General features: G+C 46.9%; 12 protein-coding genes. 6 read left to right on the top strand and 6 right to left on the bottom strand.

All coding sequences use genetic code 11. The annotated features are described in order from the left end of the window. Positions 1 to 5: 5 nt before the first annotated feature. Complete coding sequence (locus OU814_RS13795; protein ID WP_268183604.1) at positions 6 to 1,625, bottom strand: ArnT family glycosyltransferase; 1,620 nt, start codon at positions 1,623 to 1,625, stop codon at positions 6 to 8. A gap of 113 nt (positions 1,626 to 1,738) precedes the next feature. Here OU814_RS13795 and OU814_RS13800 point away from each other — a divergent pair, with 113 nt between their 5' ends. Both OU814_RS13800 and OU814_RS13805 read left to right on the top strand, forming a co-directional pair. Then, a complete protein-coding gene (locus tag OU814_RS13800) occupies positions 1,739 to 3,436 on the top strand; it encodes a helicase HerA domain-containing protein (RefSeq protein WP_017286542.1) in 1,698 nt (565 codons plus the stop codon). 2 nt (positions 3,437 to 3,438) lie between these two features. Beyond that, complete coding sequence (locus OU814_RS13805) at positions 3,439 to 3,801, top strand: Lin0512 family protein (protein ID WP_268183606.1); 363 nt, start codon at positions 3,439 to 3,441, stop codon at positions 3,799 to 3,801. Here the strand turns inward: OU814_RS13805 and OU814_RS13810 are convergent. From OU814_RS13810 to OU814_RS13820, 3 genes are all read right to left on the bottom strand, one after another. Then, positions 3,798 to 4,760, bottom strand: a complete 963-nt coding sequence (locus tag OU814_RS13810; RefSeq protein ID WP_268183608.1) for a glycerol acyltransferase — start codon at positions 4,758 to 4,760, stop codon at positions 3,798 to 3,800. The two genes, OU814_RS13805 and OU814_RS13810, sit on opposite strands and share 4 nt — an antisense overlap. A gap of 165 nt (positions 4,761 to 4,925) precedes the next feature. Further along, positions 4,926 to 6,332: a glycogen synthase GlgA gene (gene glgA / locus OU814_RS13815; protein WP_268183610.1), complete on the bottom strand. Its 1,407-nt coding sequence runs from the start codon at positions 6,330 to 6,332 to the stop codon at positions 4,926 to 4,928. A gap of 43 nt (positions 6,333 to 6,375) precedes the next feature. Beyond that, positions 6,376 to 7,734, bottom strand: coding sequence for an 8-oxoguanine deaminase (locus OU814_RS13820; protein ID WP_268183612.1), 1,359 nt, complete (start codon positions 7,732 to 7,734; stop codon positions 6,376 to 6,378). A 224-nt stretch (positions 7,735 to 7,958) separates the two neighbouring features. On the opposite strand from OU814_RS13820, the gene OU814_RS13825 reads away from it, so the two are divergent. Beyond that, complete coding sequence (locus OU814_RS13825; RefSeq protein WP_190653596.1) at positions 7,959 to 8,291, top strand: hypothetical protein; 333 nt, start codon at positions 7,959 to 7,961, stop codon at positions 8,289 to 8,291. Positions 8,292 to 8,410: 119 nt separating this feature from the next. On the opposite strand, the gene codA is transcribed toward OU814_RS13825, so the two are convergent. Together codA and OU814_RS13835 are read right to left on the bottom strand one after the other, a co-directional pair. Next, entirely contained in the window at positions 8,411 to 9,664 is a 1,254-nt protein-coding gene (gene codA / locus OU814_RS13830) for a cytosine deaminase (RefSeq protein ID WP_268183616.1), read from the bottom strand. 155 nt (positions 9,665 to 9,819) lie between these two features. Beyond that, positions 9,820 to 10,164: a hypothetical protein gene (locus OU814_RS13835; RefSeq protein WP_268183618.1), complete on the bottom strand. Its 345-nt coding sequence runs from the start codon at positions 10,162 to 10,164 to the stop codon at positions 9,820 to 9,822. 323 nt (positions 10,165 to 10,487) lie between these two features. Here OU814_RS13835 and OU814_RS13840 point away from each other — a divergent pair, with 323 nt between their 5' ends. The 3 genes from OU814_RS13840 to ndhI all read left to right on the top strand — a co-directional run bounded on the left by OU814_RS13840 (position 10,488) and on the right by ndhI (position 13,741). Further along, positions 10,488 to 11,630 (top strand): citrate synthase, encoded by a 1,143-nt coding sequence (locus tag OU814_RS13840; protein ID WP_017286555.1) that lies wholly within the window; start codon positions 10,488 to 10,490, stop codon positions 11,628 to 11,630. 381 nt (positions 11,631 to 12,011) lie between these two features. Continuing rightward, positions 12,012 to 13,130 carry an NADH-quinone oxidoreductase subunit NuoH gene (gene nuoH / locus OU814_RS13845; RefSeq protein WP_017286556.1) on the top strand — a complete coding sequence of 373 codons (1,119 nt, stop codon included), beginning with the start codon at positions 12,012 to 12,014 and terminating at the stop codon, positions 13,128 to 13,130. 29 nt (positions 13,131 to 13,159) lie between these two features. Continuing rightward, entirely contained in the window at positions 13,160 to 13,741 is a 582-nt protein-coding gene (gene ndhI, locus OU814_RS13850; RefSeq protein WP_197693408.1) for an NAD(P)H-quinone oxidoreductase subunit I, read from the top strand. Positions 13,742 to 13,786: the final 45 nt, after the last annotated feature.

Below are 13,786 nucleotides of genomic sequence, written 5' to 3' on the forward strand. Positions count from 1 at the left end.
TCTACTTATTTCTTACAAATCCAAGCATCGTAAAACTCGGTAGATTCTCGTCGATCGTAAGTCTCAGCAAAGATTTTTCTAAAGCGATCGCTAAATAGTTTCTGAAGCGGCGGATAGTAGCTATAAACCTGAAACGGCAGATTCTCTTTCGGAACTAACCAGATCTGAGTCTGACAAGTTTTCAAAGCCTGCAACGTTTTTTCAGGCGTATTATTCAGCCCAGACGCTTGCATTTCCATCAAAGAAGCAGAATCTAGTAGATAAGGATTGCCAGCAAATACTAACGGTGGGCGGTAGCTCGAAAGCTGATAGCTCACAGCCCCATATCCCATACCAATTGTGCGATTTGGATGCGCTGCAATAAAGCGATCGAGATCAGCGATCGCTCGGTGTCCAGGAGCCGTATTCATACGCTCAACAAACTTCACTTCGGTTGAATATACAGCTAAGCTACTCGCAGCAATAAACGCGAACGCGGCACTGATTCCAAGCACAGAAATCAGTTTAGGTCGTGATGCTCTCAGTCGAAATAGATCAATGGCTAAGTAAATCAAGAGCGGCACAAACGGCAGCATGTTATTCTCTAATGCGCCACGAGTTGAGCTAATCACAGCATTGATTACAATTCCAGCTAATAAAGTCAAGCCGTATAACCAACGCCTTGAGAACCATCTTCGATTGCAGTTCAACAAAAGCGCGATCATGCTAGGAATCGCCATAAATGCTGTCCAGAGGAGATTCTTGGGAATCTGTTCGGATTTAATTCCTTTGAGCCGCACCTGTTGTAACCACTTCCAATAGTTCGTGAGCGAGATTTGAGGTAAGAGATAAGGCACGGCTGAAATTAAAAGTGAGCTAGCTGCCGAGATTAGTACTGAAACGATTCCAAATCGCTCAAGCAATAAAACATAGATGGGAATGAAATGCAGAAAAGCAGTAACTTTGAGATTCGTACTAATTCCTAGCGCGATCGCACTACCAAAAATCGCGATCGCTTTTCCACCTCGCACGACTAAAAAGAGTCCCAACACTGAGAAAAACAGCAGCAAAGAATCAGGGCGAACCCAAAATGAAGACGTAAGCAATCCTGAAGCGGAAGTTTGATTGAGAAAGCAAAGACTCGCGATCGCAGTTCCAACGATCGCAAACCATCGGTTTAATTGATGTCTGATTAATAAAAAAATCAACGTTAAACTCGATAGTCCTGCCACACTTCCTGCAAGTTTTGACGAGAAAATACTCGGCTGGAAAACACTGAGGAAAGCAGCTTGGATAATATAAGAAAAAGCACCATAGTTATTGATATATCTCCCGGCTGCATCCAACGTTGGATAAAGGGGTTCTCCTCGTCGCAATAGCCAAGACACAACTGCGACATTTGCTTCAGCCGGATCAGCGTAATCTGCCCAAGTTGGATAGAGAATCACCAGCCCAATATAGTTGAGCAGAATGACGATCGCCAAAATCAGCGCTAGCCATCGAGCGATGCGACTGAAATATCGAGACACAATCCATGATGGAATCAAACCCACGAAAAATAGAATCCAAAACAGTTGAAAGATCAGTTCTATTTCTAATCTTTTGCGATTCGCAATTGCATCGATAACCGTCTCTAAAACTTGCATTCGACACGAGGACTACAGCGATTAAATCGTATTACAAATTACTTAAGATTTGACAACTTTAGTACGCATGTCTCAAGCTGAACTAAGATAGAACAATTGCTTTATCGTAGCGTATGGATTTAGAGAAACCATTAGGGTCAGTCATTCAAGGATCTCTGAGTCAAGGACTAGAGGTTCGGCTCCATCCCGATGTCTCGGTTGAAGAAATGCGGGTGGGCAAGTTCCTCGTCGTTCAGGGAACGCGATCGCGCTTTTTTTGCATGTTGACTGACGTTTCTCTAGGCACCTCTAGTCAGCGAATTATCGCCAATCCGCCAGAACCGACAAATTTATTTCTGCAAGAAGTGCTAGCTGGCAGCGGAACATATGGCACGATCGAGCTTTCTCCGATGTTGATGTTTACGCCAACCGAGAAGCCTGTCGCAAAGAAAAAATCTTCTAAATTAGCCTCGTATGAAGCAAGTTCGAGTGAAGCGATCGAACTCTTACCCGTAAAAACGATTCCTAGTCACTTTAGCCAGGTTTTTGATGCGAGTGAACGAGATTTTCGAGCAGTCTTTGGTTGGGAAGATGATCCCCATCGGCGCAATTTCGCGATCGGAGAACCGATTGATATGGAGGTTCCGATTTGTTTAGATCTCGATCGCTTTGTCGAACGCAGTAACGGCGTATTCGGAAAATCAGGAACCGGAAAATCATTCCTGACGCGATTGCTGCTTGCGGGAATTGTCCGAAAGCAAGCGGCGGTAAATTTAATCTTCGATATGCACTCAGAGTACGGCTGGGAGGCAACCAGAGAAGGCAAGCAATTTAGCACCGTGAAAGGCTTGCGGCAGCTCTTTCCAGGACAAGTGCAAATCTTTACGCTCGATCCTGATTCGACCAAGCGAAGAGGCGTTCGGGATGCTCAAGAACTCTACGTCAGCTATGACCAAATTGACGTTGAAGATTTGATGCTAGTTCGAGGCGAGCTAAACCTCTCTGAAGCTGCACTCGAAAACGCAATTATTCTCAGAAATGAGTTTGGTAAAGCTTGGATCAATCGACTCTTAACCATGAGCAATGGCGAGATTCAGGAATTCTGCGAAACCAAGATGGGAAGTAAATCTTCGATTATGGCATTGCAGCGAAAACTCAATCGTCTGGATGAATTAAAGTACATTCGCAATAGTTGCCCACATAACTATGTCGGTCAAATTCTTGAATGTATTGATGCAGGAAAGCATGTGGTGGTTGAGTTTGGTTCTCAATCGAATTTACTCTCTTACATGCTGGCAACTAACATCATTGCCAGACGAATTCACCACGCCTATGTTCGAAAAGCTGAGCAATTTCTCCAAACCAAAGACATTAACGATCGACCTCAGCAGCTTGTGATTACGATCGAAGAAGCACACCGATTCCTCGATCCTGCAACCGTCGGACAAACGATTTTTGGCACGATCGCCCGTGAGATGCGAAAGTACTTTGTCACGTTGCTCGTCGTCGATCAGCGTCCATCTGGGATTGACAATGAAGTCATGTCGCAGATCGGAACTCGAATCACAGCATTGCTGAATGATGACAAAGATATTGAGGCAATTTTTACAGGTGTTTCTGGGGGGCAAAGTCTGCGATCGGTACTTGCCAAACTGGATTCTAAACAGCAAGCTTTGATCTTAGGTCACGCCGTTCCCATGCCTGTCGTCGTTCGGACGCGTCCTTATGATGAGAATTTCTACCGTGAGATTGGCGATACAGCTTGGGAGGAAATGCCCGATGTCGAAGTCTTTCGAGCGGCAGAAGCAGCAAAAGCAGATTTAGGATTTTAGCGATGACACAGAAACGATTTGTAATTGAAATGGGAATGGGAATCGATCAGCATGGGCAAGATCCAACTGTTGCAGCTTCTAGAGCCGTAAGAAATGCGATCGCTCATAACGCTCTCCCCGGAATTTGGGAAGTTGCCGGACTGAGCCATCCCAACGAAATGATCATCGAAGTTCAAATCGCAGTTCCCTATCCTGAACAAGTCCGCGAAGCAGAAGTTCTAGAAGTACTCCCATTCGGGCAAAAAAATTTGAAAGTCGAATCCGGTGGAATGATTGTGCAAGGCAGAGCGATCGAGGAATTTAACGATAAAAATGATGACATGTACATCGCTGTTGCCTCAGTCACCGTCTGGGTCGATATCTAGCTGCGAGTCACAAGCTGATTAATCTCTTCTTGCAATTGCGATCGCATCTGCTCTGCCTGCTGAACCGACTCAGCTCGACTCAGTTCAGTTTCGGGTAATTGTCGCGATCGCACATAGTACTTTAGTTGCGTCCTCACCGCCCAAACCCCCATTGATGGAAACAATACAAAGGCCAACACTAAAGGTGATACAGGTAACATCGGCATCTTGAACCATTTTGCCAATACCTGAGAATTCAACGCCCAAGGATGTAGAGATTCATTGCCAATACACACAGTCGATACGATCTGCACTTGATACTGTGAACTCAAGCGTAAAAAGCTCGGATCATATTTTGCTAATTGATATCGATGTCTCCAGCCTTTTACCAATCCTCGCCAGCTTTCAGGTGCATAAAGTAATACTTTTTTCTCTGCGATCGCTGCTTCAAAGCTGTCTTTTTCTGCCCGTACCCCACCCAAAGCCTGTGCCCATCCAGGCGGCAACCACCACACCAACCAAGGATGATCAAAAAAGATCGGATGAGCTAAGAGTTGCACAAACCAACCTGTTTTTCGTCCTAACAATACCCCTAGACAGACAAAATCCCACGGAAAGCACATTCCCGCATGGTTGAGAGTGACGATCGCGGGTGGTTCTGTCGGTAAATTCTCCGCATCATGCAGTTCGGCTCGAAAATAGCGAGTCACGATCGGGAAAAGAATCTCTTCTCGAAACGCATTTTGATAAATCGGATCAGGCTCTGTGAAGGTCGGTTTGGGCGCACGAAATCCCAACCGCATCCAGCGCAGCAGCAAAGCCAAATAAAACCCACCCGGAATCAGAAACAGCCCGAATTCCAGCCAATTCCAACCCTCCGGATCCGGATGATAATGCTGCCAATGGCGATTAAACAGAATCAACCATCCGGGCGGATACCAAAAACAAAACCAGTCAAACCGGGAAAACTGGAACGGCATAGCACAAGAGTAGAGCAACTTAGTTTTGAATACCTCAGTTTAGGCTCGAAAGAGATCTCCCCTAAGGCTAAGACATGTCACCAGGGTGACTCAAAAAAATAACAATTGCTGCTCTTCTCCGTACTTAGCGTGAAACGATAGTGTGCTAGCCCGCTTGAGAAGACTTTACTTCTCAACTAATTCTTGCTCAACTTCTTCCGGCATTCCTAACACTCGTCGATACAATCGATCGTATTCCACCGCCGATTTTTTCCAATCAAAGTTCTGCTGCATTCCTCGTTGCTGAAGTTCTTTCCACAGTCCTTTAAAGCGGAATGCCTCATTCGCTCTCACCATTGAGGTAAAGAGATCCAATGGTTCATAGCGATCGAAACAATACCCAGTTCCTGCATGTTTCTCCGGATCATGATGCGAAACGGTATCGACTAAGCCACCCGTTCGTCTCACGATCGGCACACAGCCATATCGCATCGACAGCATTTGACTAATGCCACAAGGCTCAAATCTTGAAGGCATCAAAAACGCATCTGCACCCGCATAAATTCGACGAGCTAACGCATCGTTATAGAGCAAATACACAGACATCCGCCCCCCATAGCGAGAAGACAGTTGCCACATCTGCGTTTCGTAATAGCGATCGCCAGTGCCTAGCAAAATAAATTGAGCATCGGTATAAGCCAAATAGCGATCGAGAATTTGAATCACCAAATCTAAGCCCTTCTGCTCAACCAATCGTGAAACCATGCCAATGAGAAAGGCTTTGGAATTCACTTCCAGTCCTACTTCTTCTTGGAGAGCAATTTTGTTTTTAATGCGATCGTCGATGGTATCGATCGAGAACGTCTTCGTCAGCGCTTTATCCGTCTCTGGATTGTAAGCCTCGGTATCAATTCCATTCACAATTCCACTCAGCCGACCGCTGATAAACGAGAGCAATCCCTCTAATTCCTCCCCATACGTCGGCGTTTTAATCTGCTCGGCATACGTCGGTGAAACGGTTGTCACCCAATTCGCGTACTGCACAGCCGCCGCCATCGTGTTATGTCCCTGCATGTACCAAGGACACCAAGTAATTTTTTCTAACTTCCAGCGCCACGGCCCTTGATACGCCAAATTATGAATCGTAAAAATCGTCGCAATATCAGGATCTTGATGCATCCACACTGGAATCATTCCCGTATGCCAATCATGGCAATGCATCACCTGCGGCTTCCAATAGTTCCAAGCAAACTCAGCCGCGCCATTTGCAAAAAAGGTATACCGCCACTCTTCATCCTCACCGCCGTAAATCCGACGCGGATCAAAAGCAGGATGCCCGAATAAATACAGCGGCACATCGGTTCCCGGCAAAACCGTCTCATAGACCGCAAAGTCGTTAAACATTGCATAGCCTTTCCAAACCGGCTCGGCTGGAATTTCGATTTTGTCGTTGAGAAATCCGAAATATGGGAGAAAGATTCGGACATCATGCCCCATCGCTTTCAGGACTTTCGGCAATGCACCTACGACATCCCCCATCCCGCCTACTTTTGCGATCGGTGCTGCTTCCGCTGCCACAAACAAGATCCGCATCTGGCTCCCCTCTTTAATTTTCGCTCTGTCATCATACCGAGTTTTACTGCACCAATTTCAGCGAAAGAGTATTGTGTTTCTCGACCAACGTCTCAAGCTCGATCGTGGTCAATCGCCCCTGATCGACAACTTTTCGCCCATTGATAAAACTGTAATCAACCTGATTCACCTGACAGAAAATCATTGCCGCGATCAGATCATGCAGTGCCCCTGCAAACTCGACTCGATCGAGATTCACTGCAATAAAATCCGCCGACATTCCCGGCGCTAAATAGCCAATATCATCGCGCCCCAGCACTTTCGCTCCGCCTAATGTGGCTAATTCTAAAGCTTCTCTCGCACTCATTGCAGCAGCATCCAATTCTCGCACTCGCGCCATCAGAAAAGCTGTGCGCGCCTCATTCAACAAGTTTGAAGTATCATTCGAGGCTGATCCATCAACTCCTAATCCCACAGGAACCCGATGCTGGAGCATTTTCCGAATCGGAGCCATTCCACTGGCAAGCCGCATATTACTACAAGGACAATGTGCAATCCCAGTTCCAGTCTTACCAAAGCTGAGAATTGCGCGATCGTCTAACTGGACACAATGCGCATGCCACACATCATTGCCTAACCAACCGACGGATTCTGCATAGTCGCCTGGAGTCATTCCAAATGTCGCTAAGCTGTATTCGACATCTGAGCGATTTTCAGCTAAGTGAGTATGCAATCGAATGCCCGGATACGATCGAGCAAGTGCCGCTGATTCTCGCATCAAATCCTGAGTGACTGAGAACGGCGAACAAGGAGCCAGCGTAATTCTCAGCATCGCATGTCGATCGTTGTCATGATATTGCTCGATCAATCGCTGACTATCTTTGAGAATATCCGGCTCTTTCTCAACAACAGAATCGGGTGGCAGTCCGCCCTGACTTTCCCCTACACTCATGCTGCCGCGACTGGCATGGAATCGTAATCCAATCTCTTGAACTGCCCGAATTTCATCATCTAAAGTACTGCCATTCGGATAGATATATAGATGATCGCTGGCTGTCGTACAGCCGGATAGAATCAATTCTGCTGCTGCCAGTTGAGCACTGATATAAATTGCTTCTGAAGTCAGATTTGACCAAATCGGATAGAGAGCTTGCAGCCAGTTGAATAAATCACAATTCTGGGCGGCTGGAATCACGCGCGTTAACGTTTGAAAGAAATGATGATGCGTATTGACTAACCCAGGGAGGACAACATAGCGATCGCGCAAATCTAGCACTTCATCTGCGGTCTGGGGCAACTCAGCAGTTGTCCCAACTTGCTCAATCACATTGTCTCGAATATAGAGTGCCGCATGGCGGATTTCTCGGCGATCAGCATCCATTGTGGCAAGGGTATGAATATTCTTAACCAGTAAAGTAGGCATAGCGTTCAGCGTGAAGACTAAGCTTTGATTTAGCGCATTCTTGAACAAGCTAGAGTGCTGAACCTAACATTTCCTAAAAATAGATCTTCGCGGATCTCCTTAACTTTCCTCAATTTATAGGCATCGACTCAATCGAAAAAACCGAATACCTTATGAGTATCAACAGCCCAGAAGCCAAGCAAAACAAGGCTTTCAGGCGATATCACTCAAAAGGAAATTTCATCATGAAACGCCAATTCCTCGCATTGCTCGCTCTATCCTCGATCGTGACTGGAAGCGCCACGATGTTACCTACTGCTCCTGCAAAAGCTTCGACCGTTTGCCAGATGAATGGACTGAAATTTAGCTACAACAGAGCGGACTTTCAAGCTTGGGAAAATCCATTTGCCTGCGACCACCTAATCGGTACGATGTCGCAATCAGCAGCAAATAAGTATTGCAAAGCACTGTTCGCTCCAAAAGCGGTCGAACTCTTCTTCAAGGGAAGAATCCCTCGCAATCCTCATGTTTGGGGACATCTTGATAGCCACACCTGTGTCTATAACAGCAAGAAGTAAGGGTAGAGATTCCTTGTTTGATCCTGTGTGTTTGATTCCTGAATCGGAAAGTGTTTTCACATATACACTTTCCGATTCAGTTTTTTATGCTCACGCTTTTCTATGATAACGAGGAAGCTCTAATTCCCGCGCCATTTGGTTTTCGGAGGCTCTGTCTGTGCCAAAAGTTTGCCTTGCGAAATCACATATTGCACTGTGGCACGGCGGCGAATTGCATCATATCGATCGATCGCATCTAAGACAATCAAATTCGCAGGTTTACCTACCTCAACTCCATACTGGTCTAGACTAAGCGTCTTAGCTCCGCCCCAAGTCACCATGTCGAAACACGCATTCATTTCATCCTGACCCGTCATCTGGCAGATATGAATCGCCATTGCAGCCACATCAAGCATGTTGCCTGTCCCCAGCGAATACCACGGGTCTTGAACACAGTCATGTCCTAAACTGACATTCATACCCTGCTGCCAAAGCTCCTTCACCCGTGTTACCCCACGCCGTTTCGGATAAGTATCTGTCCGACCTTGCAGCGTAATATTAATCAACGGATTCGCAACGAAATTCAACTGAGTGCGTTTGAGAAAACCCAGTAACTTAAACGCATACGCATTGTTATACGACCCAAAAGCAGTCGTATGGCTTGCTGTCACTCTTGACCCCATTTCAGTCCGAATCGCACAAGCTGCGACGACTTCTAAAAATCGCGACTGATCATCATCAATCTCATCGCAATGAATATCAATCAAGCGATCGTACTGTTCTGCAAGTTCAAAAATTCGATGCACCGATCGCACCCCATCTTCGCGGGTCAGTTCATAGTGCGGGATACCCCCGACCACATCTGCCCCCAGTACCATTGCTTCTTCCATCAAGGCATCATTCTTTGCCCCACCATAGATGCCATCTTGGGGAAACGCAACGACTTGCAAAGTGATCCAATCTTTGACGGCTTCGCGGACTTCAAGTAAAGCTTTTAGCGCCGTTAAGCTTGCTTCACTCACATCCGCATGACTTCGCACGAAAAGAACCCCCTGCATCGCTTGTTGCTTCAGAGTCTCGATCGCTCTCGCTTTTACATCATCGAGCGAAAGATTTTGCTTCCGCTCTCTCCAAATTTCGATGCCCTCAAACAGAGTTCCACTCTGGTTCCAGCGAGGCTCACCTGCGGTAAGGGCAGAGTCTAAATGAATATGCGATTCGACAAACGGAGGACTAACTAGATGCCCTTGGATTTCTAGTTCCACCTCCGCTGTTGCGTCTAAGTGAGGGGCAATCTCAACAATCTCACCCGCATGAATCGCAACATCCACCAACTCAGAAACATGATGCGATCGAAGTAACTGGCACTGACGAAGCAGAAGGTCGTAAGACATAGCACCGCAAGAAATCTGATCTGCTCAACTCTAGCGGATTTAGAAACTTGCGAACGGTGTTGCACATTTCAAAATTGTTAGCAGATTTCGGATCTTTGATTCTGCGTTCCCAAGCGGATGATGCTAACAATCGGAAAAGCTAACCCGTGGAAAATCTAACACGCTTGATCCATCAAAGGTTCAATCCAAGGTTGAAATTGATCTCGTCGGAAGATTTGGGCACGTCGATGAGAATCAAATCGAACCAGACTTGGAAGTCCATATTGTCGAATGCAATCTTTTATCCAGGAAGCGACACCAAGATTCGCTTCAGCAGACATTTCAGCCTGAAAGAATCCGTACATTAACACCAGTTGACTGTGAGAAAAGAGCGGGGCATCTTGCTCAATGAGGCGAGTCAACATGGTCTTCGGAGCGTCTTCACGGAATCGAGAATGGTTAGAGCGATGTTCTTTATGATGAGCCGTTTCACGTTGTTTACGAGCATGGTTATGAGGCATAAAACTCCTTACGATCGAATATAAAAAATCGCCAATCGACTCCCTCCAGTCAGAAACCAGTTTGGGAAGAGAGTCAGTTGGCAAGGTGGTAGATGCAATTTCGTCAAGATGTAAAGCTTTCTAACTCGATAGTATTAGCTTTTATAAAAAACCGCAATTGTTTACAGATTCATATCTCAAATTTGTAATCTTTAACACCAAACTGTGCTATTTCAGTAGGTGAGGAAAACTGTTAAAAAATTCTGAACAGGTTTGTTCTGGACAAAGCTTGCCAGGAGATCTGGTAAGTTAACTTGTGAGTCTTAATTAGCCATACCGTAAACATGACTGTCGAATTTAGGGCAGGTCTAGAGGGCATTCCTGCAACTCAGTCCAGCATTAGCTTTGTGGATGGGCAGAAAGGAATTCTGGAGTATCGCGGCATTCCGATTCAGGATCTCGCGATGCAAGAGCAGAATACCTTTTTAGAAACTGCGTATCTTCTGATTTGGAACGAATTGCCAAACCGTGACACTTTGGCAGAGTTTGAGCATGAAATTCAGTTTCATCGTCGCTTAAAGTACAGAATTCGCGACATGATGAAGTGTTTTCCGGAGTCGGGGCATCCCATGGATGCTCTGCAAGCCTGTGCTGCGGCGTTGGGTTTGTTCTACTCGAAACGGGCACTCGACGATCCGACCTACATCCGAGAAGCTGTCGTGCGAATCCTGGCAAAGATTCCAACGATGGTCGCAGCATTTCAACTGATGCGGAAAGGAAATGACCCCGTTCAGCCTCGAGATGATTTGGGGTATGCTGCAAACTTTCTTTACATGTTGAATGAGCAGGAGCCAGATCCGTTCGCCGCTCGAATTTTCGATATCAGCTTGACCCTACATGCTGAGCACACGATCAACGCATCCACCTTTTCAGCGATGGTGACCGCTTCGACGCTCACTGATCCTTACGCAGTGATTGCTTCAGCCGTGGGAACGCTGGCAGGCCCACTACATGGAGGAGCCAGCGAGGAAGTCATTTTGATGCTGGAAGAAATCGGATCGGTTGAGAATGTCCGCCCATTCTTACAAGATCGGTTGGAGCGCAAAGATCGGATCATGGGATTTGGGCACCGGGTTTACAAGGTGAAAGATCCAAGAGCGATCATTCTGCAACAGCTGGCTGAACAGCTATTCGACAAATTTGGGCAAGACAAGTATTACGATATCGCAGTTGAATTGGAGAAAGCGGTCGAGGAAAAACTGGGGCATAAAGGGATTTACCCGAATGTCGATTTTTACTCGGGACTGGTGTATCGCAAGTTGGGCATTCCCACCGATCTGTTTACGCCTGTGTTTGCAATTTCCCGCGCTGCAGGCTGGTTAGCGCATTGGAAAGAGCAGCTTGCAGAAAACCGGATCTTCCGTCCGACGCAGATTTACACGGGGCTGCATGGGCAGCCTTACACCACGATCGAGAAACGAGGATAAAGATTGCGTAATTTCGATGATGGGTTAGACCCCTCTTGCAGATTCCCCAATCCCTTGCAACTATAACAACGTGACGATTTTCAGGAACTCCAGCCCTCAGGAATCTTGCTTCTGGGGGTTTCTTTTATTTTTACAAATTCTGACTAGGGATAATTTCCTAGACAATATAGAGTATTAGCAGGCCTTATCGGCTGAACCATTCAATTTACTCAATCCGCTGCATCAGATACTTTGATGGCTCAAATCGGCAGAAATTCAGTAGTTCGATACGTTTCGCACCCAGTCCGACCGCTATACTGAAAGACGTTGAGAGCATCGATAAATCTTCATGTCGAGAAGATCTACTCCTCTCAACGCTGCCTTCTTACTGCGTTGGGAACCATGAACCCAGGAATTGACCTTCAAGGAACCTTTATTGAAACTGTGCAGAGCCTTGGCATCCCCGCCGGGGCAGCAAAAGCCCTCTGGATGCCATTGCCGATGCTGATCATGCTGGTTGCAGCGACGGTCAGCGTTCTGGTTGTGGTGTGGCTAGAACGGAAAATCTCAGCCGCCGCGCAACAGCGGATTGGTCCTGAATTCATCGGACCGCTCGGCGTTCTCGCCCCGCTTGCGGATGGCTTAAAACTCGTATTGAAAGAAGATGTGGTTCCGGCGAAAGCAGATAAACTGCTCTTTACCCTAGGTCCCGCGATCGTGGTTATTCCCGTCTTTTTGTCCTACTTGATTCTGCCGTTTGGACAAAACCTTCAAATCACCGATGTCGGGCTGGGAATTTTCCTCTGGATTGCCTTATCGAGCGTTGTGCCGATCGGGCTTTTGATGTCGGGCTATGCCTCGAATAACAAATACTCGCTGCTGGGTGGATTGCGGGCTGCGGCTCAGTCGATTAGCTATGAACTGCCGCTGGCACTATCAGTTTTAGCCGTTGTCATGATGTCGAACTCGCTGAGTACGGTTGATATCGTCAATCAGCAAGCGGGCTACGGAATTCTGGGCTGGAATATTTGGCGGCAACCGGTTGGATTTATTATTTTCTGGATTGCGGCTCTGGCAGAATGTGAGCGGATTCCCTTTGACTTACCAGAAGCGGAAGAAGAACTCGTTGCAGGGTATCAGACTGAATATTCAGGCATGAAGTTTGCCCTGTTCTATCTGGGGTCTTATGTGAACTTGACGCTCTCAGCCTTGCTGTTTGCTGTCCTTTACCTGGGTGGTTGGGAATTCCCAATTTCGCTAAGTGTCATCTCCGGACTGATTGGCGTGCCCGAATCGACTCCTTGGTTGCAGTTGATTTTCGCCACGATCGGCATTGGAATGACGCTCTTGAAGGCTTATTTCTTGATCTTCCTGGCGATTTTGATGCGTTGGACTGTGCCCCGTGTGCGGATTGACCAACTGCTCGACCTCGGCTGGAAGTTTCTACTTCCCGTCTCGCTTGTCAACTTGCTGATCACCGCAGGTTTGAAACTGGCATTCCCGGTCGCGTTTGGCGGCTAATCCTCTCGAACTGGAGAACACCCATCATGATGAAATTTCTCAAACAAGTCGGTGATTACACGAAAGAGGCGATCCAAGCAGGCAAGTATATCGGTCAAGGCTTGTCTGTGACCTTTGACCACATGCGCCGTCGCCCTATCACCGTTCAGTATCCTTACGAAAAGCTGATTCTTTCTGAGCGCTTCCGGGGACGGATTCACTTTGAATTTGACAAGTGCATTGCTTGTGAAGTCTGTGTGCGGGTTTGCCCGATCAACTTGCCTGTCGTAGATTGGGAATTCAACAAAGAAACCAAGAAAAAGAAACTCAATCATTACAGTATTGATTTCGGCGTTTGTATTTTCTGTGGAAACTGTGTGGAATATTGCCCCACAAACTGTTTATCCATGACAGAAGAATACGAGCTGTCTACTTACGATCGACATGAACTGAACTACGACAATGTGGCACTGGGTCGTCTGCCGTACAAAGTGACGAATGATCCGATGGTGACTCCGTTGCGTGAGTTTGCATACTTACCGAAGGGTGCGATCGATCCACATGATCTACCTGCTGGTTCGCGTCGGGCTGGCTTACGTCCTGAAGAGATTGTTGAACAATCGCAGCAATAGGTGTTAGTTGGGGCGTGACTGCCCCACTTGGTATTTAGGGAGAGA

The sequence above is a fragment of the Leptolyngbya sp. GGD genome, from assembly GCF_026735145.1.
GTDB classification, from domain to species: domain Bacteria; phylum Cyanobacteriota; class Cyanobacteriia; order Leptolyngbyales; family Leptolyngbyaceae; genus Leptolyngbya; species Leptolyngbya boryana.

Bases quoted from the DNA above. Each gene is read 5' to 3' on its own strand.
- OU814_RS13840 (WP_017286555.1), top strand. From the start codon at position 10,488: ATGACTGTCGAATTTAGGGCAGGTCTAGAGGGCATTCCTGCAACTCAG.
- OU814_RS13835 (WP_268183618.1), bottom strand. From the start codon at position 10,164: ATGCCTCATAACCATGCTCGTAAACAACGTGAAACGGCTCATCATAAA.
- OU814_RS13800 (WP_017286542.1), top strand. From the start codon at position 1,739: ATGGATTTAGAGAAACCATTAGGGTCAGTCATTCAAGGATCTCTGAGT.
- OU814_RS13795 (WP_268183604.1), bottom strand. From the start codon at position 1,625: ATGCAAGTTTTAGAGACGGTTATCGATGCAATTGCGAATCGCAAAAGA.
- OU814_RS13805 (WP_268183606.1), top strand. From the start codon at position 3,439: ATGACACAGAAACGATTTGTAATTGAAATGGGAATGGGAATCGATCAG.
- OU814_RS13820 (WP_268183612.1), bottom strand. From the start codon at position 7,734: ATGCCTACTTTACTGGTTAAGAATATTCATACCCTTGCCACAATGGAT.
- ndhI (WP_197693408.1), top strand. From the start codon at position 13,160: ATGAAATTTCTCAAACAAGTCGGTGATTACACGAAAGAGGCGATCCAA.
- OU814_RS13810 (WP_268183608.1), bottom strand. From the start codon at position 4,760: ATGCCGTTCCAGTTTTCCCGGTTTGACTGGTTTTGTTTTTGGTATCCG.
- nuoH (WP_017286556.1), top strand. From the start codon at position 12,012: ATGAACCCAGGAATTGACCTTCAAGGAACCTTTATTGAAACTGTGCAG.
- OU814_RS13825 (WP_190653596.1), top strand. From the start codon at position 7,959: ATGAAACGCCAATTCCTCGCATTGCTCGCTCTATCCTCGATCGTGACT.
- glgA (WP_268183610.1), bottom strand. From the start codon at position 6,332: ATGCGGATCTTGTTTGTGGCAGCGGAAGCAGCACCGATCGCAAAAGTA.
- codA (WP_268183616.1), bottom strand. From the start codon at position 9,664: ATGTCTTACGACCTTCTGCTTCGTCAGTGCCAGTTACTTCGATCGCAT.